The organism is Pseudomonas sp. NPDC089547 (assembly GCF_050280665.1).
In the GTDB taxonomy this organism is placed as follows: Bacteria; Pseudomonadota; Gammaproteobacteria; order Pseudomonadales; family Pseudomonadaceae; genus Aquipseudomonas.
In genome coordinates this window covers 19,725-41,818 of the sequence record NZ_JBNNVS010000008.1, presented here as the reverse complement: position 1 = coordinate 41,818, position 22,094 = coordinate 19,725, and the positions used below count along the sequence as shown (strand labels likewise).

General features: G+C 63.1%; 20 protein-coding genes. 7 read left to right on the top strand and 13 right to left on the bottom strand.

Annotation, left to right across the window (positions count from 1 at the left end):
* The first annotated feature begins 59 nt into the window (after positions 1–59).
* Positions 60–827, top strand: a complete 768-nt coding sequence (locus tag ACQKPZ_RS07920) for a LysR family transcriptional regulator (protein ID WP_427536719.1) — start codon at positions 60–62, stop codon at positions 825–827.
* Positions 828–843: 16 nt separating this feature from the next.
* Here the strand turns inward: ACQKPZ_RS07920 and ACQKPZ_RS07915 are convergent, their stop codons facing one another.
* The 4 genes from ACQKPZ_RS07915 to ACQKPZ_RS07900 form a co-directional block, all read right to left on the bottom strand.
* Positions 844–2,256: an MFS transporter gene (locus ACQKPZ_RS07915; RefSeq protein WP_427536717.1), complete on the bottom strand. Its 1,413-nt coding sequence runs from the start codon at positions 2,254–2,256 to the stop codon at positions 844–846.
* Positions 2,257–2,359: 103 nt separating this feature from the next.
* Positions 2,360–2,851, bottom strand: a complete 492-nt coding sequence (locus ACQKPZ_RS07910; protein WP_427536715.1) for a GNAT family N-acetyltransferase — start codon at positions 2,849–2,851, stop codon at positions 2,360–2,362.
* 340 nt (positions 2,852–3,191) lie between these two features.
* On the bottom strand, positions 3,192–4,427 hold the full coding sequence (locus ACQKPZ_RS07905) for an aromatic ring-hydroxylating oxygenase subunit alpha (RefSeq protein ID WP_427536713.1): 1,236 nt from the start codon (positions 4,425–4,427) through the stop codon (positions 3,192–3,194).
* Between the two features lie 183 nt (positions 4,428–4,610).
* Positions 4,611–5,525 (bottom strand): LysR family transcriptional regulator, encoded by a 915-nt coding sequence (locus ACQKPZ_RS07900; protein ID WP_427536711.1) that lies wholly within the window; start codon positions 5,523–5,525, stop codon positions 4,611–4,613.
* A gap of 269 nt (positions 5,526–5,794) precedes the next feature.
* On the opposite strand from ACQKPZ_RS07900, the gene ACQKPZ_RS07895 reads away from it, so the two are divergent.
* The 3 genes from ACQKPZ_RS07895 (at position 5,795) to ACQKPZ_RS07885 (ending at position 8,973) form a co-directional block, all read left to right on the top strand.
* A complete protein-coding gene (locus ACQKPZ_RS07895; protein ID WP_427536709.1) occupies positions 5,795–6,808 on the top strand; it encodes a GlxA family transcriptional regulator in 1,014 nt (337 codons plus the stop codon).
* 167 nt (positions 6,809–6,975) lie between these two features.
* Positions 6,976–8,304 (top strand): MFS transporter, encoded by a 1,329-nt coding sequence (locus ACQKPZ_RS07890; RefSeq protein ID WP_427536707.1) that lies wholly within the window; start codon positions 6,976–6,978, stop codon positions 8,302–8,304.
* Positions 8,305–8,382: 78 nt separating this feature from the next.
* On the top strand, positions 8,383–8,973 hold the full coding sequence (locus tag ACQKPZ_RS07885; RefSeq protein WP_427536705.1) for a biliverdin-producing heme oxygenase: 591 nt from the start codon (positions 8,383–8,385) through the stop codon (positions 8,971–8,973).
* Between the two features lie 10 nt (positions 8,974–8,983).
* On the opposite strand, the gene ACQKPZ_RS07880 is transcribed toward ACQKPZ_RS07885, so the two are convergent.
* The 5 genes from ACQKPZ_RS07880 to ACQKPZ_RS07860 form a co-directional block, all read right to left on the bottom strand.
* Complete coding sequence (locus ACQKPZ_RS07880; protein ID WP_427536704.1) at positions 8,984–10,396, bottom strand: DOPA decarboxylase; 1,413 nt, start codon at positions 10,394–10,396, stop codon at positions 8,984–8,986.
* 183 nt (positions 10,397–10,579) lie between these two features.
* Complete coding sequence (locus ACQKPZ_RS07875) at positions 10,580–11,524, bottom strand: LysR family transcriptional regulator (RefSeq protein WP_391135724.1); 945 nt, start codon at positions 11,522–11,524, stop codon at positions 10,580–10,582.
* Between the two features lie 138 nt (positions 11,525–11,662).
* A complete protein-coding gene (locus ACQKPZ_RS07870) occupies positions 11,663–12,373 on the bottom strand; it encodes a YebC/PmpR family DNA-binding transcriptional regulator (protein ID WP_427536702.1) in 711 nt (236 codons plus the stop codon).
* A gap of 97 nt (positions 12,374–12,470) precedes the next feature.
* A complete protein-coding gene (locus ACQKPZ_RS07865; RefSeq protein ID WP_427536700.1) occupies positions 12,471–13,862 on the bottom strand; it encodes an FAD-dependent oxidoreductase in 1,392 nt (463 codons plus the stop codon).
* 13 nt (positions 13,863–13,875) lie between these two features.
* Positions 13,876–15,192, bottom strand: coding sequence for an MFS transporter (locus tag ACQKPZ_RS07860; protein WP_427536698.1), 1,317 nt, complete (start codon positions 15,190–15,192; stop codon positions 13,876–13,878).
* Between the two features lie 243 nt (positions 15,193–15,435).
* On the opposite strand from ACQKPZ_RS07860, the gene ACQKPZ_RS07855 reads away from it, so the two are divergent.
* Entirely contained in the window at positions 15,436–16,305 is an 870-nt protein-coding gene (locus ACQKPZ_RS07855) for a LysR substrate-binding domain-containing protein (protein ID WP_403199201.1), read from the top strand.
* Between the two features lie 155 nt (positions 16,306–16,460).
* The gene (locus ACQKPZ_RS07850) at positions 16,461–16,832 is read left to right on the top strand and encodes a DUF2784 domain-containing protein (RefSeq protein WP_391135709.1); all 372 of its coding nucleotides are present in this window, start codon (positions 16,461–16,463) and stop codon (positions 16,830–16,832) included.
* Here the strand turns inward: ACQKPZ_RS07850 and tam are convergent.
* The 4 genes from tam to ACQKPZ_RS07830 form a co-directional block, all read right to left on the bottom strand.
* Entirely contained in the window at positions 16,822–17,604 is a 783-nt protein-coding gene (gene tam / locus ACQKPZ_RS07845; protein WP_427536696.1) for a trans-aconitate 2-methyltransferase, read from the bottom strand. The genes ACQKPZ_RS07850 and tam overlap by 11 nt on opposite strands.
* Positions 17,605–17,798: 194 nt before the next feature.
* Positions 17,799–20,219, bottom strand: coding sequence for a TonB-dependent siderophore receptor (locus ACQKPZ_RS07840; protein ID WP_427536694.1), 2,421 nt, complete (start codon positions 20,217–20,219; stop codon positions 17,799–17,801).
* Between the two features lie 201 nt (positions 20,220–20,420).
* Positions 20,421–21,263 (bottom strand): FecR family protein, encoded by an 843-nt coding sequence (locus ACQKPZ_RS07835; protein WP_427536692.1) that lies wholly within the window; start codon positions 21,261–21,263, stop codon positions 20,421–20,423.
* A complete protein-coding gene (locus ACQKPZ_RS07830; protein WP_427536690.1) occupies positions 21,260–21,796 on the bottom strand; it encodes an RNA polymerase sigma factor in 537 nt (178 codons plus the stop codon). The genes ACQKPZ_RS07835 and ACQKPZ_RS07830 overlap by 4 nt, the downstream gene beginning before the upstream one ends.
* A gap of 117 nt (positions 21,797–21,913) precedes the next feature.
* Here ACQKPZ_RS07830 and ACQKPZ_RS07825 point away from each other — a divergent pair, with 117 nt between their 5' ends.
* Positions 21,914–22,093, top strand: a complete 180-nt coding sequence (locus tag ACQKPZ_RS07825; protein ID WP_427536909.1) for a hypothetical protein — start codon at positions 21,914–21,916, stop codon at positions 22,091–22,093.
* Position 22,094 lies beyond the last annotated feature (1 nt).

The following is a 22,094-nucleotide window of genomic DNA, read 5'->3' as shown; positions in this document are numbered from 1 at the left end:
TTTCTTGCGAAAAACGGGAAATTCCTTTCGCAGCCATCAGCATCACTTATGGGTACCCCATGGATTACCGCCAGCTTCGCGCCTTCATCGCCGTGTTCGAAGCGCGCAACATCACCGCCGCCGCACGCTCGATACACCTTAGCCAACCGGCGCTTTCCGGCAGCATCAGGGCGTTGGAACAAACCCTGGGCACCACGCTGTTCGTGCGCCAGACCCGCGGCGTGGAGGTGACCGAGGACGCACGTGCGTTGTACCCCGAAGCACAGCGCATGGTCGCCGATGCCAACCGCTTGCTTGGCCGCTTCAAGGGCGACCGTGAACGCACGCCGTTGCAGATGGGTGTCGAGCAGGATGTGAGTGCGGCAGTGCTGGGCAAGGTGGTGCTGGCCGCGGCGGCCATCCAGCCTGCGGTGCGTCTGCAACTGGTAACCGGTTGCATGGGTGCGGTGCGGCTAGCCAGCGAGGAGTTGCGTTGTGAAGATGAGCTGTTCCTGCCGCTGCACAACGACCGGTTCGTGCTGGCGACTGCGCCGCAGGTAAACACCGAGGCCCAGTGGATCACCTGCCCGGCGCAGCCCAGCCATCAGCGCTTGCAACCTTTCTACAGCGGCACGCTGGTAGCAGAAGCACAGACCTTCGCCCTGGCCCTGGAGCTGGTTGCCGCAGGCCTGGGCGCCGCGATCGTGCCAGAGTCGCTGGCTGCCGAGCACCGTGGCGTGCACATGGAACCCATGCCACAACTGGACCTGCGCCGACGCATCGGCCTGTGCTACTCGGCACAGGCGCTGGCGCTTGATGGCGTGATCCAGCTACGTGATGCGTTGTAGGCGCGCGCCTCTGCCGTCAGGTGCGCAAGACTTGCTCACCGGCGTTGCTCGGCAAACGCATGGCATCCGCCAATGCCACACAGGCAATCAACGCAACGCCAATCAACGCCCAGTGGAAGTCGCTGACTGTCAGTTCGCTTTCAGCACCGCGCACCATCATCGCCACGCGTAGCAACAGCGCCACCACCGCCACCCCCAATGCCATCGCCAACTGGAAGCACATGCTGAACAGCGTCGAAGCCTCGCCCATCTGCGCCTTGGGCACATCAGCGAAGCCGACAGCGTTGTAGGTGGTGAACTGCATCGAACGCGAAAGCCCGCCCACGAACAACACCAACGCCATCCAGTACCACGGCATGCCCTGCTGCAAGCCCAGGCAAGCCAGGATGCAGCCAACGCCAATCAGGCCATTGACCAGCAACACGCGGCGAAAGCCATAGCGCCGCAGCAAGCCGGTGGTGAACGGCTTCATTGCCAGGTTGCCAGCAAAGATCGCCAGTACCAGCAGCCCCGCATCCACTGGCGACAGGCCAAAGCCGATCTGCAGCAGCAACGGGATCAGGAACGGCAAGGCACTGATCGACAAACGAAACAAGGTACCGCCCACGATGCTGACCCTGAACGTAGGGATAGCCAGGGTATCCAGTGGCAACAGCGCGGCAGGATGGCGCTGACAGTGACGCATCGCCAGCCAGGTCAGCAACCCGCCCAGCGACACCAGCGCAAGCCCGGCACCCAGGCTGCCACCGGCCAGCGAACCGAGCATTTCCAGGCCAACCAGCCACGCTGCGCAAGCCGATGCCAGGAACACGAAACCCAGCGTGTCGAAGCGCCGCGTCTCAGCTGAGCGCGCATTGGGAATCAACCACCAGGCCGCCGCAATGGCCAGCAACCCAAGTGGGATGTTCAGGTAGAAAATCCACGGCCACGACCAGTGGGTGACAATCAGGCCACCCAGCGGCGGGCCCAGTACCGGCGCCACCAGGCCGGGCCAGGTGATCACCGCGAGCATTTTCACCAGGTCTTTCTTCTCGGTTGTTCGCAGCACCACCAGCCGGCCCACCGGAACCATCAGGGCACCGCCAATGCCTTGCAGTACCCGGGCGGCAACGAAGGATTCCAGATTCGGCGCCATGCCGCACAGCAACGAAGCGACAGTAAACAGGCCGATGGCCCCGGCAAACACCTGCCGCGGGCCGAAACGGTCGGCCAGCCAGCCGCTCAACGGGATGAACACGGCTACCGCCAGCAAGTAGGCACTGATACCAATGTTCAGGCTTACAGCGTTTTCGCCGAAGTCGCTGGCCATTTGCGGCAGTGCCGTGGCGATGACGGTAGCGTCGAGGTTTTCCATGAAAAAGGTGATGGCGACCAGCAAGGCGATGCAAGTGGCTTGGCGAGAGGTATGGGCGGCTGCCGGGTTGGCCAAGGTTCAGGTCCTTTTGTCGGTAATGAATCAAGATCACTCAGCAGGCCCCTGTGGGAAGTGATCCACGGCCTGTTTGGCCGCTACACCTGAAGCGTAGATGCGGTTACAAAACCATGAGCATCTCATGCCACGCCATGCCGCCGTGGTCCGACGGCGACGGCTTCACATACTGGTACCCCAGCTTCTCGTACAGCGCTACATGCTGGTCCTTGCACATCAGGTGAATGGTCTGCTTGCCCGACGCCTTCATGCGGTTGATGAATTCATCCATCAACAGCTTGGCGTACCCTTTCCCCTGGTGTACCGGGTCTACCACTACCGACATGATCACCACGTTCAAGGCTGCCGGGTCATGGCCGACCAGTTCCTTGAAGTCTTCATCCGACATGACAACTTCGTGGGCGCAGCCGCTGTTGATGAAACCGACAATCTCGCCTGCGCTTTCCAGGATCAGGAAGCCCTGCGGATACTGTGCGATACGGGTGCGGATCTTCTCCAGGGTGGCCGCCTCGTCGCCTTCATAGGCGCCGATTTCAATGGCGTAGCAGCGCTCGGCGTCTGCGGCGGTGGGGGTGCGGAACTGGGGGGTACTCATGGCTGATTCCTTGGTAACGTGAAAGCGCCTGCCATGGTAAATCAGTCCGTGGTTACTGTATTGCCTGTACCGGCCCTTTCGCGGCTAAAGCCGCTCCCACAGGACTGCATAAGCCTGAGCCCTGCGCAATCTCTGTGGGAGCGGGCGCGTCGAGGCGTCGAACCGCCGCGAACACCGGCAAAGCCGGTGCCATCCACCGCGTCGCCTGTTTCGCGGGCATGCCCGCTCCCACAGGGATTGCGCAAGCTTTGAGTTAACGCGGTACCTGTGGGAGCGGCTTTAGCCGCGAACACCGGCAAAGCCGGTGCCATCCGCAGCGATATCCATGTTGCCCAGTGGGTCAAACCACCGATTTCAACAGCACGCGCCCACTCAAGCGCTCCAGCATGGTCGCGCAGTACCAGTCATCGAACTGGCACACGCCGTTTTCAGCATTTTCCGAGAACGGCCCGGGTTCATAGGCCGGCGACGACACACCCGCATGCGTACCTTCCACCAGGCGGCGGTCCTGGTCGTTGGTCGCCAGCCATACCTTGGTCAGCCGATCCAGATCGTAGTCAACCCCTTCCACCGCCGACTCCGGCACCAGCCACTTGGTCGTTACCAGCGTTTCTCCCGGCCCGATCGGCAGCACGCGGAAGCTGAGCGCATGGTCGCCCAGGAAGTGGTTCCAGGTAGACGGATAGTTGAAATACAACAGCGCGCCGATATCTGCCTCGCCACTCTTGTCCAGCCGCCCGTTCACGGCGGGCTTGCCATCCATGGTGTAGCTGACGGCACCCGCGGAAAGCGGAATGCGGGTCATGCGGAAGCGCCCCAGCGGGTCCATGACCAGGCGGCTGGGCATGCCGGCCGCCTCGCAACGGGTCCAGTGGGCAACCAGTTCAGGGTCGTCATCACCGCCCACGCCGGCCACCGACAGGTTCTCGACGAACGAGTTGAGCAGCTCCGGATGGGTACCGTCGCAGTGGTAGCATTCGCGGTTGTTTTCGAACACCAGCTTCCAGTTGCCCTTCTCGATCAGGTTGGACTCGAAGGCGACCTTGCAGTTTTCCAGCCCATGGGGGGCAATGAAGGGGCTTACCGAGGCACGGAAGCTGTTGAAGTCCGGTGCCTGTTGCGCCACACACACGTAGATGTAGCTGTGGACGATTTCCACATGCACCGGCTTGAGGTTGTATTGGGTCTTGTCGAAGTCCGCGCCCATGTTGCCGGCATAGATCAGGTTGCCGTCCAGCTCGAATGTCCACTTGTGGTACGGGCACACCAGCTTGGCCACTTTACCGTTGGCGTGCTCGCACACTTTGGCACCGCGGTGGCGGCAGGCATTGTGGAAGGCGCGCACTTCGCCATCCTTGCCACGCACCACCGCTACCGGGTAGTCGCCAATCTGCAGGGTGAAATACTGGCCTGCCTTGGGGATCTCGAATGTATGGCCGGCAAACACCCAGTCCTTGTGCCAGATCTGTTCAAGGTCGTGGCGATATACGTCAGCGTCCAGATACAGTTCACGGGGCAATACATGGCGCGGCTTGCGTTGATTGATCAGACCGATGACGGTTTCATTGCTATTCATTATTATCCTCCAGCCACTCGCAGTTCATGACAATGGGCGGCAATGACCAAACCCTTGTTGTTTTAACTAAAATCCTGCAACTTCACAGCACACTAAGCCACGCCTGGCGACCACTACAAACGACATTTTCAACGCCAAACCCATTACTCAACGTCATGCATCAGTCTGGCTATTTCAACGTACCTACCGGGCAAACTCTGAAAGTATCCAGTCCCTCACCCGCACGCAGGTGTCGTGATTGTCTTTTTCCCGACAGGCCAGGTAATGCAGGCTGTTGCGCAACGTCATTTGCTCACCCACCGGCCTGATCAGCCGGCCCTGCTCGACCAGGCCGGCTACCAACTGGTTCCAGCCCAGTGCAATGCCCTGGTTGGCCAGTACCATGTTGATGATCAGGCTGTAGTCGTTGGCGTGGAACAGCGGCGGGCTTTCGGCCCCACGCCCATCGATATCCACGTTGTGGAATGCCAGCCATACGCGCCAGTCCACATGCTCGGCCACGCCCGCCCGGCCATAGGGGCTCAACTCCAGCAATGCGCTGTTGCGCAGGCCCTCCAGGGTGTCGATCCCAGGGTGCTGGCGCAGGTATTCAGGCGTGCACACCGGGTAAATCACGTCATGGCACAATGGGTACAGCGTGTAGCCTTCGCCCATATTGGCGAACTTGGAGATGATCACATCCGGCTCAACACCCGGCTCGCGCGTCTGGAAGTTCTGCGTAGTGATCAGGCTAAGTTCGATATCCGGGTTGTCGGCACGAAACGCATTGATGTGCTGCGACAACCAGAAGGCGGAAAACGCCGGGGAGCAACAAATGGTCAGCACCTGTTTTTCCTGGGGGGTACGCCGAATGCGCTCCGCCGCCTGGGCAATGTTCACGAACGACAACTGCGACGCCTCGAAAAACACCGAACCGGCAGGCGTGAGCTCAACCGTACGGCCCACGCGTTCGAACAACCGCGCACTCAGGTAGGTTTCCAGTTCGCGCACCTGGCGGCTGATGGCTGCCTGCGACACGCACAGCGCTTCTGCAGCCCGGGTAAAACTCTGGTACTTGGCAGCGGCAACAAATGCTTTAACAGCACGCAACGAAGGCATGCGAAGTAACACGGTATCGGGGTCAACTTGCCGCTGCGACATCCTGATGTGCGCTCCTCATTCCGCGTACTGGACAATTCAATCGTACACAGCAGCCGAAAAAACACATCCGCACTTAAATTACTTTACGCATTACCTTGGGTTATGCGAAACATCGCCCCCCTGCAATAACATGAGGTTATTGTTCTAACTGTGTAAATGTCGTTGGACTTTATATCCGGCACGCTCTTACATTAGCCCCGACCTGTACGCCAGCGCCTGGGTGACCCATGACAATAACGACAAGAGCATTCAGCCACACATTCAAAGAGCGCAACCTGGGCTTCATGGCACACTCGGTAGCGCGGCCCGCGCCCTCGCGGGTTGGTTTTCTGCTACTGGAAAACTTTTCCCTGCCCAGTTTCACCCAGGCCCTAGATGTGTTGGTTACTGCCAACCTGATCGCCCCCGGCTCGATCCGCGTGCACACCTTCAGCCACAACCACAACGAAGTCATGAGCGACCTGGCCATACCCATACGGCCAGACACGCCGCTGACCGATGTGCGCTTGTGCGACCTCGACATCATGGTGGTCTGCGGCGGCCTGCGTGCCGCCCGTACGGTACCCGGCTGGCTGACCGCGCTACTGAAACGGCTGGCCAGGTTCCCCGTGGTGCTTGGCGGTTTGTGGAACGGCGCCTGGTACCTGGGCAGTGCTGGCCTGCTCGATGGCTACCGCTGCGCGATCCACCCGGAACAGCGGATTGCCCTGGCCGAACGCGTGCCACACGCCATGGTCACCCACGATGCGCTGGTGCTCGACCGCGACCGGCTGACCGCCGCGTCGCCGGCCGGCGCCTTCGAAATGATGCTGCAGTGGCTGAACATCGGTTGCAACCAGGCGCTGGCCGATGCGGTGCTCGACACGCTGGACCATGATCAAAGCAGGTTTCGCAGCATTCAGAAGCCGCTGCAACCGAAGGTCAGCCGGCCCCTGCGCGAAATCATCACGCTGATGGAGGCCAACCTGGAGGAGCCGCTGTCACCCGCGCAACTGTGCCAGGCCGTCGGCCTGTCGGTGCGCCAGGTGCAGCGGCTGTTCAAGGACCAACTGGAGACCACCCCGCAGAAGTACTACTTCCAGCTGCGCATTACCGAAGCGCGGCGCCTGATCCAGAACTCCAACGCATCGATCTTCGATGTGTCCATTGCCTGCGGCTTTGTGTCGTGTACTCATTTCAGCAGGTCCTACAGTGCGTTCTTCGGCCACCCACCTTCCAAAGAAGTGCGTTATGAAATCTGAGAAACAAGGAGCGCAAGCGGAAGGTTGCTGAACACACCGTTACCGGTACCCACAATAAAAACAATCATATAGCCATCGATCACTGAATTTTCGAGATGGCTTCACGGCTCCGCTTTGGCTGCCGCGCTGCCCCCTTCCTACTCGAAAACCCATATCGGGAGACAAGAATGACAAATCCTGCAATTTCAGTTGAAGATGTACCGCTAAACAGGTTTCACAAACTGCTCACCTTGCGCTCTGGCGGCGGCTCGTTCGTCGATGGCTATGTGCTGAGCATCATCGGCGTCGCCCTGGCGCACATCAGCACGGCATTGTCGTTGAACAGTTACTGGGAAGGCCTGATCGCCGCCTCGGCGTTGATCGGCATTTTCTTCGGCGGCTTTCTCGGCGGCTGGCTGACCGACCGGCTTGGACGCAAGCGCCTGTTCTTTGTCGGGCCCACCCTGTTCATCGTTGCATCGCTTGGGCAGTTCTGGGTCGACTCGGCGCTGGCCATCTTCCTGCTGCGGCTGGTGATCGGCATTGCCGTCGGCATCGAGTACCCGGTAGCCACCTCGCTGCTGGTCGAGTTCATGCCCAAGAAGTACCGCGGCCCCCGCCTGGCCATGCTCACCATCCTGTGGTTTGCCGGTGCCGCAACGGCTTACATTGTCGGCGAACTGCTGCTGCGCAGTGGCGCCGAGGACGCCTGGCGCCTGGTACTGGCCAGCTCCGCCAGCATCGGCCTTGCCCTTTTCGTGGTACGTATCGGTACACCCGAATCACCACGCTGGCTGCTCAGCAAAGGCCGCAGTGCAGAGGCGGAGCAGGTGATCAAGGCGGTGTACGGCAACGATTTTTCCCTGCGCAACCTGCCCGAGCAAAGCACCCAGCACAAGGTGAACATCTGGAGCCTGCTGTATGCCGGTTATGGCAAGCGCATGCTGTTTGTCATCGTGTTCTGGACCTGCTGCATCATCCCGCTGTTCTCGGTGTACGCGTTTGCACCCAAGGTGCTGGCGGCGCTGAACGTGAAAGGCGACAGCGCCTCGATCGGCTCGGTACTGATCACGTTGTTCTTCGTGGTCGGTTGCATGCTCGCCACCCGGCTGATCAACGTCATCGGCCGGCGCAACCTGCTGCTCTACAGCTTCCTGGTGTCGGGCGTGGCCTTGTTGTGCCTGGGCGCGCTGCACAGCAGCGCGGGCATCTGGATTCTGCTGTTCTTTGCCTTGTATGCATTGTTCATTGGCGGTGCCCAGGTGCTTACGCTGGTGTACCCGAACGAAATCTTCCCCACCGAGATTCGCGCCTTCGCTGTGGGCATGGGCACCTCCATCTCGCGCATCGGGGCTGCGGTAGGGACTTACCTGGTGCCGATGTCACTGGATGTGCTGGGCATTGCACAGACCATGTACGTGGCGGCTGCCATCACCTTCTTCGGCCTGCTGCTGTCCTGGGCGCTGGCACCGGAAACCCGCTCGCTTAACCTGCAGCAGGCGGCGGCCCTGGGCTAACCTGCAAGTGCGGTGCTTGCCGCCCCCCAGCGATGGCAAGCATCATGCGCTTACTGACCACTTGCCAAGGATACGCCGATGACCGCTGCCCCCGTCACTTTCATGGAGCAAGGCCGCTGCAAACGTTTGAAGGCGGCCAGCAGCCGGGACCATGACAGCGTCGATCAACTGGTGATGGCCGCACGCCCGTTCCAGGACCGTGAGCGTTATGGCCGCTTCCTGCAGGTGCAATACCGGTTTCACGGCAGCCTGTTGGCGTTGTATCAGGACGAACAGCTCAACCGGCGCCTGCCCGGGCTGGTCGAGCTGTCGCGCTTTGCGGCGGTCGAGGCCGATTTGCGAGACTTGGGCCTGCCACTGCCACCGCGCCCTCACCCGGTGTGCGCCAGCCCGACCCAGGCGCTAGGCTGGTTGTATTGCAGTGAAGGGTCGAACCTGGGCGCAGCGTTTCTGTTCAAGCACACCCAGCGCCTGGGGCTGGATGGCGACCTGGGCGCCCGCCACCTGGCGCCGCCACCGAGTGGCCGGGCGCTGCAGTGGCGCGAGTTTGTTGCCACGCTCGATAGCGTGGTGCTGGATGAGCAGGAAGAGGCAGAGGTAGTGGCAGGGGCAATTGCCGCGTTCGACAGCTACAGGGCACACCTGCGGGCAGTGTTTGCAGAAGGCTGACTACCCGCTCTCAGCCTTTGACCACGTCTTGCAGCTTCTCCCAGAGTTTCTCGACATGCTCGCGCTCAGTAGGCAGCGCTCCGATCGAAACCCGCACCATCCACTGCCCATCCAGCGTCGCTGGCGTCACATACGCATCTCCAGACGCATTCAGCCGCTGCGCCCAGGCTTTGGTGTGCGCATCCAGCGCCTCGCCATCCAGCCCCGCCGGCCGATGGCGAATGCACAAGGTCTGCAACTGCACCGGCGCCAACACCTCCCACCCGGCAGCAGCCCCAACCTGCCCCGCCAGCCACTGGGCGTTGGCCAGGTCGCGCCGCAAGCGCTCCTGCAACGCCTCAACGCCCTCGCTGCGCAGCATGAACCACAGCTTCAGCGCACGGAACCGCCGGCCGAGTGGAATACCCCAGTCACGCAGGTTCTTCACCTCACCATCAACTGCCGATTGCAGGTAGCTGGGGTTGGTGCTCATTACCCGGATCAGATGCTGCGGGTCACGTACGTAGTAGATGGAGCAATCGAAGGCTACACCCAGCCACTTGTGCGCGTTGACTACTACCGAGTCGGCCAGCTCGATGCCGTCCCACATCCAGCGGCACTCGGGCAGGATCATCGCGGAACCGGCCATGGCCGAGTCCACATGTAGCCACAGCCCATGAGCCTGGGCGATTTCGCCAATCGGGCGCAGCGGGTCGAGGGCCGTGGTGGTGGTGGTACCCGTGGTGGCAACCACAGCGCAGGGCTGGTTGCCGGCAGCCAGGTCCTGTTCGATCGCCGCCTGCAATGCTTGCGGGCGCAGGCCGTAGTGTTCGTCAGTGGGGATCAGGCGGATGTTGTCGCGACCAAAACCCGCCAGCAACGCCGCCTTGTCCACCGAACTGTGGGCGTGGGCGCTGACATACACGATCAAAGGCTTGGCTTCGGCCTGCAGGCCGCCGCGTACCAATGCGTAGTCAGTGGCGCGTTCACGGGCGCTGATCAGCGCCACCAGGGTGCTGGTCGAAGCGGTGTCCTGGATGACCCCGCTCCATTGACCAGACAGGCCGAGCAACTGACGCAGCCAGTCGAGGGTGGTTTCTTCCAGCTCGCTCAGCGCCGGGCTGGATTGCCACGACAGGCCCAGCACGCCCAGGCCGGTGCTGAGGAAGTCACCGAGTACCGAGGACAGCGTGCCGTTGGAAGGGAAATAGCCGTAGAAGTCCGGGTGCTGCCAATGGGACAGCCCGGGCATGACCAGCTGGTTGACGTCGTCGAGGATGGCTTCGAAGGGTTCGCCTTGCTGGGGCGCCGTTGCGGGTAACGCGGCCTTGAGGTAGCCGGGCTCGACTTGGGCCATGACCGGGCGCTCGCCAACAGTTTGGCGGTAGTCGGCAATCAGGTCGATCAGTTGGTGGCCATACTGGCGGAATTGTTCGGGGGTCACTTGGCGGCTCCTGTGGTTCATTCACTGCCTGCGCCGGCCCTTTCGCGGGTGAACCCGCTCCCACAGGTACTCCACAGTTTGCAGACCCTGTGAGTTACCCGCGAAAGGGCCATTACAGACAACACAATGCCCCCAGTCTAGGCAGCTATGCCAAACCGAATAACCCCGCTTCGCGCATACCTGCTATGGCAAACCCGCATGCCCACCCTGCACGCCGAACTGTGACTGTCGCCAAAGCTCGAACACCCGGTTACGCAACCAGCGGTGCTCGGCAGAAGCCTGCAGGCGCTGGTGCCACACCACCCAGTAGCGCTGGCTGTGGTCGATGAAGGCCAGAGGTCGCCAGGCCAGGTCATGCAGGCGGCACAGTTGCCGGGCGATGTGCTCGGGCACAGTGGCCACGGCCTGGCTGTTGGCAATGACCTTTACGGTGGCGGAAAAAAACGGCACCTCCAGGCTCACACGGCGCTGCAGGCCCTGGGCGCGCAGGTGGCGGTCGATGAAGCTGTCCTTGTCTCCCCCGCCGGATATACGCACATGCTTGTGCGCCAGGTAATCGGCCTGGCTGAGCGCGGCATGGGCTGCAAGCGGGTGGTCGAGGCGCATCAGGCAAACGGCGCGGTCCTCGCCCAGCAGGCGCCCGTGCAGGTTGGGCGGCGACTCGTCGAACAGGGTGGTGGCCAGGTCGATTTCGCCGCTGGCCAGCAAGGCGTACTGGCCGGCCTGCCAGGTACGGTACTCAAGCGATACACCCGGTGCTTCACGTTCCAGTGCAGCCACCAGCAGCGGCAGCATGTGCTCAGCCACATAGTCCGAAGCGGCCAGGCAGAAGCGCCGCTCGCAGCGTGCCGGGTCGAAGACGGCGGGCTGGCGCAAGGCGTGCAGTTCTTCAAGGACCTGGCGCAGCGGTTCGACCAGGGCTTCGGCGTGTTCGCTCAGTACGTAGCCACGGCCCTGGCGCACCAGCAGCGGGTCATCGAAGGCATCGCGCAGGTGGGCCAGCTGACGGCTCAGGGCCGACTGGCTGACGCCCAGGCGCTCGGCGGCGTGGCTGAGGTTTTTCAGCTGGAGCAGGTGGTCGAGGGTGCGCAGGTGGGCGAGGCTGAGGGAGGCGAAGGTGGGGTTCATGCAGGCTCCCCTGAGCTGATGCAAATGGCCAATCGCCGGCAAGCCAGCTCCCACAGGGTTCCCACAGGTCTCAAGACTTGCACTGTACCTGTGGGAGCTGGCTTGCCGGCGAATGGGCCGCAACGCGGCCCCGGCTTTTTAGGCGGTCAGACCAACGTACACGTTCTGCACGTCATCGTTCTCGTCGATCGCTTCGAGGAACGCTTCAACCTCAGCCAGTGCTTCAGCGCTCAGGCTGGCCGCGCTCACCGGGTTTTTCGGGGTGTAGCCGATCTTTGCCGAGGTCACGGTAAAGCCATGGTCCGGCAGGGCCTTCTGCACGGCGTCCAGGTCGGTGGTGTCGGTAATGAACAGGGTCGAACCCTCTTCTTCACCTTCCTCGAAGTCCTGTGCGCCGGCTTCGATAGCCGCCATTTCCGGGTCGGCGTCGCCTTCCGGAGTGGCTTCGATCAGGCCGACATGGTTGAAGTCCCAGGCCACCGAACCGCTCGCACCCAGCTGGCCCTTGCGGAACAGTACGCGGATTTGCGCAACGGTGCGGTTGACGTTGTCGGTCAGGCACTCGACGATCAGCGGTACCTGGTGCGGGGCGAAGCCTTCGTAGCTGACCGCGTGGTACTGCACGGAGTCACCGTCCAGGCCGGCGCCCTTGCGAATCGCCCGTTCCAGCGTCTCGCGGGTCATCGAGGCCTTCTTGGCTTGCACGATGGCCAGGCGCAGACGCGGGTTCATGTCGGGATCGGCGCCCGACTTGGCAGCGATCTGGATTTCCTTGGACAGCTTGCCCATGACCTTGCCTTTGGCATTGGCTGCTGTTTCTCTATGCTTGGCTTTCCACTGTGCGCCCATGTCGACTCTCTTGTTTCAACGGCCGGTTCAGGAAGCGACCGGCCAAAAGTGGGTGCAGTTTATACGCCCTCAGGCACGGGATCGACAAGAAATCTCATCAGCCTTTATCGGCTTTGCCTGCCGCCGCGGCAAACCGCGCCAGGCGCACATCCAGCCGGCGCGGCCGCAAACCGTGGTCCTCGGCGCGCTCCTTGCGGCGGATGGCATTGCGCACCAGCAGCGAACCCAGGTAGCGGATGGGCTCGGGCGGAAACAGCCCCATTGGCCCCTTGACCAACGGTGAGCGGGTCCATGGGTTGTCCAGCCCCAACGCAAGCGACGAAAGAATCTGCCCACCCATGTGGCACGGCCCGACGCCACTGCCGGAGTAGCCAAAGCCGTAAAACACATTGCCCTGCCCGTTCAACCGGCCGAAGAACGGCAAACCGGTGACCGAGCGGTCCGACGGCCCGTTCCAGCTGGCGGCCAGCGGCACATCGGCCAGTGCCGGGAAGAACCCGCCCAGGCTTTCGCGCAGCAGCGGCCGGTAGGGCGACGGCTGGTCGAACACTGGCAGCATGCGCCCACCATAGGCAAAAGTATTGCCACCCTTGCCGAGCATCAGCCGGCCGTCGGAGGTGTTGTGGTAGTAATGCACGAAAATGCGCGAGTCGAGCACGCTGATGCCGCTGTCCAGGCCGATCTCGCGCAGCAGGTCGGGGCACGGCTCGGTAATCACCATGTCGCTGGAAACAATTGCCACGCTGCGCTCGAACTGCGGGAACGCCCGCGCCATCCAGGCATTCAGGCCCAACACCACGCGGTCAGCGCGCACTGTGCCGTGGGCCGTGCGCACCTGCACCGGGGCGCCGTGCTCCAGGCCGGTCATGGCCGTGCCTTCATGGATGCGCACGCCGCGCTGCAACGCCACCCGGCGCAGGCCGCGCACCAGCTTGCCAGGCTGCACCGTGGCCGCGGCGGGCGAGAACCAGCCCTCCAGGTGCCGCGCCGAACCGGCCAGGCGCTGCACTTGCTCCAGCGGCAGGCGGCGGAACGAATTGATACCCTTGTGCTCCAGCGCAGCAATCACCCCGTCGGTTGCGCCAACCTGAGCCGCGTTGGTCGCGGTGTACAGCGTGCCGTCCAGGCGGTAGTCACAGTCGATACCGTTGGCCGCGCAGAATGCACCGATGTCACCAATGCTGCGCTCCGACTCGCGCACCAGGCGTACCGCCTCGGCCACCCCGAACAGCCGCTCGAGGGTGAAGTACTTGGCCGACCAGGACAACGCGCAGCCGCCGTTTCGGCCACTGGCGCCGGCGCCGCAGATATCGGCTTCAATCAGCACCACATCCAGCGCCGGCACTGCTTCCTTGAGCATCAGTGCCGTCCACAGGCCGGTATAGCCGCCGCCGACGATGCACACATCGCAACGGCTATCACCTTGCAGCGGCGGGCACACCGCCTCCTGCGCCGAATCCAGGGCCTGTTGCAGCCAGAAGGGTCTCATTCGCGCTTTCCTTTCAGGTACGCAGTGGCTTGATTGCCATGCTGGTATTCGGTGCAACATCGGCACTTTGCGCGGTGCTGGCCGGGCGGCTGTTCCAGTGCGGCAGCAGTACCAGCGCCGAGAACAGCGCGCAGCCAGCGAACACGATGAACACTGTGACGCCATCGAAGTACCCCGGCAGAAGCCCGCCCAGTACTGCCCCCACCGAGCCGCAGCCATTGACGAAGCCCGCCGCGGTAGCGCCGGCCTTGGCGGTGCCGAAGTCAATGGCCGCAGCGCCGCTGATCATCGAGTCCGGGCCGTACAAGGTCAGGCCCATCACGAACAGCAAGGCCACCACCAGCATCACGTTGCCTGTGTGCATGGCCGCCATGAAGCCCGCCAGGGTCACGGTCAGCAGCACCAGGCTGATGACACACGCCGGCATGCGCCGGGCGCCGAACAGCTTGTCGGAGGCCAGGCCGATGATGATCGGGCCGAGCAGCCCGGCCAGTTCGAAGGCGGTCGGGATAATGGCTGCACCGACCTTGCCCACCTCGGGCATCTGCTCGAAGACGATCACCGGCCCCCACAGCAGGATGGCGTAGCGCGCAGGCTTCAACAGGAAGTACGCCAGGCCCAGGGTCAGCACCGTGCGGTTGCGCAAAATTTCCTTCAGCGGCGCCCACACACTGCACAGGTTGCCGGCCGGGGCCATGCTCTGCGGCTCGGGCTCCACCGCCGGCAGGCCGACGTCTTCAGGCTTGTTGCGTTGCAGCAGGAAGAACAGCACGGCAACCAGCGCCACCACGGCGGCGCTGGAGAAGAATGCCGCATGCCAGCTGCCGACCAGGGTATAGGCCCACCAACCGGCGAACGGCGAAGCCACCAGGCCGCCGAAGGCATAGCAGGAACTCCACAACCCCAATACCCGCCCGCGCTGCGCGGCCGGGAAGAAGCTGCCGATGTTCTTGCACAAGCCGGCCCAGCCGGTGGACTGTGCCAGGCCCTGCACCAGCATGCAGGTAGCAAAGATCGGGAAGGTGGCGTAACTGCCCATCACCACCGCCGCCACTGCGGAAATCAGCAGCCCACCCAGCACCACCACGCGCGGGCCGAAGCGGTCGGCAAGCATGCCCCAGGTGAACTGGCCTACGGCATACGCGGCCAGGTAGATGGCGTCGAGGTTGGCCATGGCGGCCTTGTCGAGCATGAAGCTGGGGTCTTCGGCGATGCCCAGCTTGGCAACCGAGAACGCTTTGCGGGTGAAGTAGAAGGCGGCGTAGGCCAGCCAGGTGATGGCGAAAATCTGGATGCGCCAGCGTTTGAACGCGGCTAGGGATTGATTCATGTAAGTCTGACCTCTTGCTTGAGTGTGCCGGCAGAATGTGAAGAAACGCCTGTCTTGTTCTTGTGTTACGCACAGCGATGACGAGGCTGTCATCGGGTCAGGTGGCACCGTGTGGGCACCATGGCCCTGGCGGCATTCGTGGTGCCAGCGTCGGGCTGACATGCATGGAAACAGTTGCGCTAAGATAAATAAAATCGATTTATCGTATTTCACACATAAGCTCAGCTTTTTACTGAGGTGGTCATGTCGGTTTCCCACGCACAACTGAAGGCCTTCCATGCCGTGGCCGTGCACGGCAGCTTTACCCGCGCGGCGCAAAAGCTGTTTCTTACCCAGCCCGCGGTGTCGGACCAGGTGCGCAAGCTGGAGGAACGCTTCGGCGTATTGCTGTTCCACCGCAACAAGCGTTCAGTGCAGCTCACCGACCTTGGCGAACGCCTGCTGGGTATCAGCCAGCGGCTGTTCGCCTGCGAGGCCGAGGCCCATGACCTGTTGCAGGATTCGCGTGCGCTGCACACCGGCAGCCTGGTGCTGGCGGTGGATGCACCGGTGCACGTGCTGCCGCAGATTGCCCGCTTCTGCCAGCGCTACCCGGGCATCCAGGTAAAGATCGAAACCGGCAACACCGACGAGTCGCTGGCCCGGCTGTTCAGTTACCAGGCTGACCTGGCCCTGCTGGGCCGGGATGTGGACGATGAGCGGTTGCATTGCCTGCCCCTGCGCCGCGACCCGATGGTCGCATTCGTCTCGCATCACCACCCTTGGGCCAGCCGGGGCTCGATAAGCCTTGCCGACCTGGACGACACACCGCTGGTGCTGCGCGAGCCCGGCTCGGTGACGCGCCAGACGCTGGAAGAAGAAATGCAACGGGCCGGGTTGCGGATTCGCCCGGCGATCCAGGTGGAAGGCCGCGAGGCAGCGCGCGAAGCAGTGGTGGTGGGGATTGGCGTGGGGGTGGTGTCGGCAGCGGAGTTTGGCGCCGATGCGCGGGTGTGTGCGTTGCCGATTGTGGATTGCCAGCGGCATTTGACCGAGACGCTGGTGTGCCTGAGCGAGCAGCGCACGCGGCGGGTTGTGGCGACCTTTTTGCAGATGGTCGAGGAAGGTTTGTAAGCCTGTGCCGGCCCCTTCGCGGGCTTGCCCGCTCCCACAGGATCTCCACAGCTTCCAAATGCTGTGCATTACCTGTGGGAGCGGGCAAGCCCGCGAAGAGGCCAGTACAGGCAACCCAACTATGCTAGGACTACCTCCAGCCCGGGCACTCAACCATGTTCTCCCGCCTTGCCGCCGACACCCTGGTCCTGCTGCACCTGGCCTTTATCCTGCTGGTGCTGTTCGGCGGCCTGCTGGTGCTCAAGTGGCGCCCTGCCCTGCTGCTGCACCTGCCGGCCCTGGCCTGGGGCCTGGCGGTGGAGTGCCTGCACCTGGGCTGCCCGCTCACCACCTGGGAAAACCGCATGCGCAGCGCGGCCGGCGACGCAGGCTACCAAGGCGGCTTCGTCGAGCACTACATCTGGCCGCTGATCTACCCCGCCGGCCTGACGCCGCACATCCAGCTGCTGCTGGGCAGTGTTGTGCTGCTGCTCAACCTGGGTATCTACAGCTACGTGGCCTGGCGCTGGCGCCACCCTACCGGGTAGCGATCACGAACAACCGCGGGAACGGCAACAGCACCTTGCCGTCGGTGGCAGGCGGGTAGTCCTGCTGCATGGCTTGCAGGTACATTTGCAGGAAGTCGGCCTGCTCCTGTTCATCAAGCCTGGCCAGATAAGGCCGCAACGCCGAACCCTTGAACCATTCCACCACCGCTTCGGCGCCACCTGGCAAAGGGTGGTGATAGGTGGTGCGCCACACATCCACCCGTGCGCACAGCGGGCTGAGCAGGTCGTAGTAGAACGCCGCGCTGTGCCGTGGTGGCAGGTGGAAGTCGGCGAACTTTGCCGCCCACGGGCCTCGGCTGGCAATCTCGCGCAACTGCCGATGGGCCGGCTCGTCGAGGTTGTCCGGGGTTTGCACGGCCAGGCTGGCACCTTCGCTCAGCTGGCGAACCAGGTGCGGGTACAGCGAGGCGTGGTCGGGTACCCATTGCAGCGAGGCGTTGGCCAGGATCAAGTCCTGTGGCTCCGGGGCGGACCAGCCCGCGATGTCAGCAATGGCCGTGCGAACCCGGGGGATGCACAGCCGTTTGCGCTCGCGGGCCTTGTCGATCATGTCGGGGTCGCTGTCCAGTGCAGTTACCTGGGCGTCGGGGTAGCGTTGCAGTAGCACTTCGGTGGAATTACCAGGGCCGCAGCCCAGGTCGGTGGCGTGGCGCACCGGTCGGGGCGGGGTCGGGATGGCAGCGAGCAGGTCGCGCACAGCGCGGGTGCGTTCATCTTCGAACAGGGAATACTGGGTGGCGGACCAGGCCATGTGCAGCTCCTTTGGGCGGGCGATGTGTCTAGCATATGCCAAGTAGCAGCCTGCGCGGTCGTTGTAGGAGCGGCCTTGTGTCGCGATGGGCTGCGGAGCAGCCCCAGGATCGTCGATGAAGCACAGATTGCCGGGGCCGCTTCGCGACCCATCGCGACACAAGGCCGCTCCTACAAGGGATCGTAGGCGCGGTTTTAGAAATCCCAGCGGGTGGAGACCATGACGTTACGCGGTTCGCCGTAATAACCACTGTAGAACGTGGTATCCAGCGCACTGAGGTACTTCTTGTCGAACAGGTTGTTGACGTTCAGCGTGGTCGAAAGCTGCTCGGTGATCTGGTAGCGGCCCATCAGGTTGAACACCGCGAACTGGCCCTGTCTTGCCTTGACCGTCTTGCCCAGGTCGGTGGGCGCAGCCGTGAAGTGGATACCGCTTTGCCAGTTCATGCCACCGCCCACGGTCAGGCGATCCAGCTCACCCGGTAGACGGTAGGTACTCCATAGCTTGACCATGTTGGCCGGGAACACCGTGTTGATGCGCTCGCCATCGGCGTCCTTGATGATGCTGTGGTTGTAGCTGGCACTGAGGTTCCAGCCCGGCTGCAGCTCACCACTGGCCTCCACTTCGAAGCCACGCGTGGTGGCGCCAGAGATCGCTCGGTAGGCGGAAGTGGTGGTACCGGGCACGAGCTTGCCGGGGTCGACTTCGGCCAGGTTGTCCTGCTTGATTTCGAAGGCAGCGACGCTGGTGTTCAGGCGGCCGCCGAAAAACTCGCTCTTCAGGCCGACTTCATAGTTGTCGCCCTCTCGCGGGTCAAGGGTACTGCCACTGGCATCGCGAACGGTCTGCGGCTTGAAGATGCTGGTGTAGCTGGCATACACCGAGTGAACCTCGTCGAGGTCGTAGACGATACCGGCGTACGGGGTGACCACACCACTGTCGCGGTTGGCGGTGACCTTGTTCAGGGCGGTATTTACCGCGTATTCCAGGTCGTAGCGGTACCGGTAGTTGCTGACCCGGGCGCCCAGAATGACCGACAAGTCGTCGGTGGGCCGCAGGCGCGTGGCCAGGTAGGTACCGCTCTGGTAAATGCTGGTATCGCCGTCGTACAGCTTGCCGTTACCGGTGTTGGGCTTGGTGGTGTAGTTGTCCCAGGTGTAGAAGTTGACCCGGGTGCCCTCGATCGCCGTGCCACGCAACGGGTCGTGGTGGTTCTGGTAGCGGGAGAAGTTGTAGCCCAGCACCAGGTCATGCTCGCGACCGAATGCCTGGAATGGGCCCTTGAGCTGTGCATCCACGCCCACCTGCTTCTGCCAGGTGCTGCCGGCACCGCCGTACAGGCGCACGCCTTCGCCGGTCTGCTTGTCGGGGAAGCCCCAGCTGGCAGTAGCCAGGCTGTAATCGTCGCGGTTGATGTACATCTGGTTCACCGCCAACCGCAGGCTCCAGTCGTTGCCCAGTTTCTGTTCGAGGCTGGCGAAGGTGTTCAGCGCGTCCTGGGGGTTGCTGCTCCAGCGCGCGGCACTGTTGGTGGAGCGGGAAAATTCGGTTTGCTCACCATTGCTGTAGAACAGCGGGAACGCCACCGAAGACGAGCCTTCTGGCCGGTTGCGCTGGTAGTCCGCGCCCACGGTGAGCAACGTGGTGTCGGTAAGGTCGGCCTCAAGGATGCCGTAGAACACCTGCTTTTCCTGGTGGTAATGGTCGACGAAGCTGTCGTTCTGCTGGTAGGCGGCAACCATGCGCCCACGTACATTGCCAGTAGGCGTCAACGGCCCGGACAGGTCGACCTCGGTGCGGTACTTGTTCCACGACCCCAGGCCGGCGCTGACATGCCCCTTGAACGCGGCGGTGGGCCGCTTGCGCACCAGGTTGATGGTGGCAGATGGGTCACCTGCCCCGGTCAGCAGGCCGGTGGCACCACGCAGCACCTCCACATGGTCATAGATGGCCATGTCGGCCAGGCTCTGCGCGGATACCTGGCTGACGATATCGAGAGTGGTGGGGATGCCGTCGAACTGGTAGTTGTCCACCGAGTAGCCGCGCGAGTAGATGTTGAACCGCTCACTGCCCAGGCTCTGGACTGATAGCCCCGGGGTTTGCTGCAGCACTTCGGTAAGGTCGTTCAGGCCCTGGTCGTCCATGCGCTGGCGGGTGACCACACTGATCGACTGCGGTGTTTCGCGCGGCGACAGGTCCAGGCCTGTACCGGCGCGCGTAGTGCCCAGGGTGTAGGCGCCGGTGCCGTCGGTGCTGTTGCCGTAACGCTGGCTGTCGATATTGGTGGCGCCCAGCTCCAGCGCCGAGCCACTGGCTGGCGAGCCAATCAGGTACCCCTCCCCGGCCCGTTGCAACTGCAAGCCCGAGCCGGCCAGCAGCTGTTGCAAGGCTTGGGCAACGCTCATGCGCCCATGCACGGCCGCCGCCTGGCGGCCCTCGGCAGCATCGGTGGAAAACAGGATGCGGGTGCCGGTCTGCTGGGCCAGGGCGTTTAGCGAGCGGTCAAGGCGTTGTGCCGGGATGTCCAGGCTGAAGGTGGCATCCTGCGCCTGGACGCTGGCGCAGGTCAGCAGGCTGGCAGCCAGCAGCGTCAGCGGTGAAAGGTGGTTACCCATGTGTTCCCCATACGATTCAAGTGACTTCATGGGGATGGCGGTTGGGCATGGGCGAATGTTGATGTGTGGATGAAAATAATTATTGGTTGCCTGTACCGGCCCCTTCGCGGGCTTGCCCGCTCCCACAGGTACAGCATCGAATCCGATGCCACGGATACCCTGTGGGAGCGGGCAAGCCCGCGAAGGGGCCGGTACAGGCGATCAATCAGTCTGACCAATGACCAAGCCACCATCAGCAGCGCGTACCACCTTCACTGGCAACACGGCTGACAACTGCTCCAGCAGTGCCCGTACCTGTCGGCTGTCGAATTCACCCGACAAGCGCAAACCACCAGTGCGTTCGTCCGCCAAGCGCAATGGCAACTCGCTGTACCGTTGCAAATCCACAATCGCATCGCGCAAAGGTGTGCCGTCAAAACGCAACACCGAGCTGCGCCAGGCCTCCATCGCTGCCGGCGCCACGGCCTGCACTTCGCCCAACTCGCCAGCAGCCGCAAGCAGTTGCTCCCCGGCCCGCAATGGCTGCACCGCACCGCGCCCCATACCGACCTCCACCGCCCCCTCCAGCACCCCTACCCGAACGCCACGCACATCGCTGCGCACGTCGAACACCGTACCGATATCACGCACACGCACGCCCTGGCTGCGGACAATGAACGGTGCTTCGGCATGCACTACGGTAAAGCGTGCCTGCCCTTCGACCAGCTCCAGCTGCCGGCTGCGCAGGCGATGTTCAATCTGCAGGCGGCTGCCGGAGTCCAGCAGCACCTGGCTGCCGTCCACCAGGACCAGCTCGCGTTGTGCGCCCACTGCCACCCTGACCTGCTCGGTATGCCAGGCAGGGTCCAGCCACCACAGGCTGCCAGCCAGCAGCAACGACAACAGGCTGGCCTTGGCCGCCTTGCCGGCCTTGCGCCTGCGTGCCGTCATGGCTTTACCTTCGGCGAGCAACGCCTCGCGGGACGCCACCCGCTCGCGCAGCGCGTCGCTGAACGCCTCCAGGGGATCGGCCTGGGGCTTGCCTTCAGGTTTGCCCTGGCTCATGCCCATTCCTCGCCATGCAGGCGCCGGGCCGGCTCCCAGCGGCTGGCGATGGTGCGCAGCGCCCGGTTGAAGTGCTGGGTAACCATGTTGACCGAAACCTCCAGCTCGGCGGCGATGTCACGCTGAGCCATGCCATGGATGCGGTGCAGCAGGAACACCTGGCGCTGACGTGCCGGCAGGGCCTCGATGATCGCCAGCAGGGCATGCAGCTGTTGCTCGAAATCCAGCTCGCGAGCACCGTCCCAACTGTCCAGGGCCGGTTCGTCATGGCTGGCGGCGGCCAGGTGAGCCGCACGCAGCGCTTCAGCGCGCACCCGGTCGATGGCCCGGTTGAAGGTGACCTTGCGTAGAAATGCCAGCGGGAGCGAAATGCGCTGGCGGGGTGGTTTGTCGAGAATCTGCAGGTACACGTCGTGAACCAGGTCGCGGGCAAAATGGCGGTCGCGAAAGCGCTGGCGGATGTAGCGGACCAGCTCGTCATAGTGCAACGCCAGCGCGTCAAGCAGTTCCTGGTTGGGCGGAGTGTTGGACATGAAGGGCCGGCGCCAAGTGATAATGCTTCGCATTGTAGAGGGCGGCGCAGGCATTTGTCAGCCATTGGCCGGCAACCCTGCCGGAACTGGCTGGCTATGCTTCAGGTCATCCCTTACATGCGCATGCCATTGAAGACCTACATCGCCCTCGCCATCCTGGCCCTGATTGCCGCCGCCGCGCTGCTCGGCTCGCCGTGGATGAATCAGCGCTTTCACATGCCCGCAGAAAAAGCCCAGGCCCAACAACGCGAAACGGCCGGGTCCCCAAGGGAGCCGGCCGTTTCGAAAAGCGAGTAGC

Coding starts and splice junctions, on each gene's coding strand:
- ACQKPZ_RS07885 (WP_427536705.1), top strand. CDS start 8,383: ATGACCGCTGCCCCCGTCACTTTCATGGAGCAAGGCCGCTGCAAACGT.
- ACQKPZ_RS07875 (WP_391135724.1), bottom strand. CDS start 11,524: ATGAACCCCACCTTCGCCTCCCTCAGCCTCGCCCACCTGCGCACCCTC.
- ACQKPZ_RS07855 (WP_403199201.1), top strand. CDS start 15,436: ATGTCGGTTTCCCACGCACAACTGAAGGCCTTCCATGCCGTGGCCGTG.
- ACQKPZ_RS07830 (WP_427536690.1), bottom strand. CDS start 21,796: ATGTCCAACACTCCGCCCAACCAGGAACTGCTTGACGCGCTGGCGTTG.
- ACQKPZ_RS07850 (WP_391135709.1), top strand. CDS start 16,461: ATGTTCTCCCGCCTTGCCGCCGACACCCTGGTCCTGCTGCACCTGGCC.
- ACQKPZ_RS07835 (WP_427536692.1), bottom strand. CDS start 21,263: ATGAGCCAGGGCAAACCTGAAGGCAAGCCCCAGGCCGATCCCCTGGAG.
- ACQKPZ_RS07900 (WP_427536711.1), bottom strand. CDS start 5,525: ATGCCTTCGTTGCGTGCTGTTAAAGCATTTGTTGCCGCTGCCAAGTAC.
- ACQKPZ_RS07910 (WP_427536715.1), bottom strand. CDS start 2,851: ATGAGTACCCCCCAGTTCCGCACCCCCACCGCCGCAGACGCCGAGCGC.
- ACQKPZ_RS07895 (WP_427536709.1), top strand. CDS start 5,795: ATGACAATAACGACAAGAGCATTCAGCCACACATTCAAAGAGCGCAAC.
- ACQKPZ_RS07860 (WP_427536698.1), bottom strand. CDS start 15,192: ATGAATCAATCCCTAGCCGCGTTCAAACGCTGGCGCATCCAGATTTTC.
- ACQKPZ_RS07870 (WP_427536702.1), bottom strand. CDS start 12,373: ATGGGCGCACAGTGGAAAGCCAAGCATAGAGAAACAGCAGCCAATGCC.
- ACQKPZ_RS07840 (WP_427536694.1), bottom strand. CDS start 20,219: ATGGGTAACCACCTTTCACCGCTGACGCTGCTGGCTGCCAGCCTGCTG.
- ACQKPZ_RS07920 (WP_427536719.1), top strand. CDS start 60: ATGGATTACCGCCAGCTTCGCGCCTTCATCGCCGTGTTCGAAGCGCGC.
- ACQKPZ_RS07865 (WP_427536700.1), bottom strand. CDS start 13,862: ATGAGACCCTTCTGGCTGCAACAGGCCCTGGATTCGGCGCAGGAGGCG.
- tam (WP_427536696.1), bottom strand. CDS start 17,604: ATGGCCTGGTCCGCCACCCAGTATTCCCTGTTCGAAGATGAACGCACC.
- ACQKPZ_RS07825 (WP_427536909.1), top strand. CDS start 21,914: ATGCGCATGCCATTGAAGACCTACATCGCCCTCGCCATCCTGGCCCTG.
- ACQKPZ_RS07890 (WP_427536707.1), top strand. CDS start 6,976: ATGACAAATCCTGCAATTTCAGTTGAAGATGTACCGCTAAACAGGTTT.
- ACQKPZ_RS07905 (WP_427536713.1), bottom strand. CDS start 4,427: ATGAATAGCAATGAAACCGTCATCGGTCTGATCAATCAACGCAAGCCG.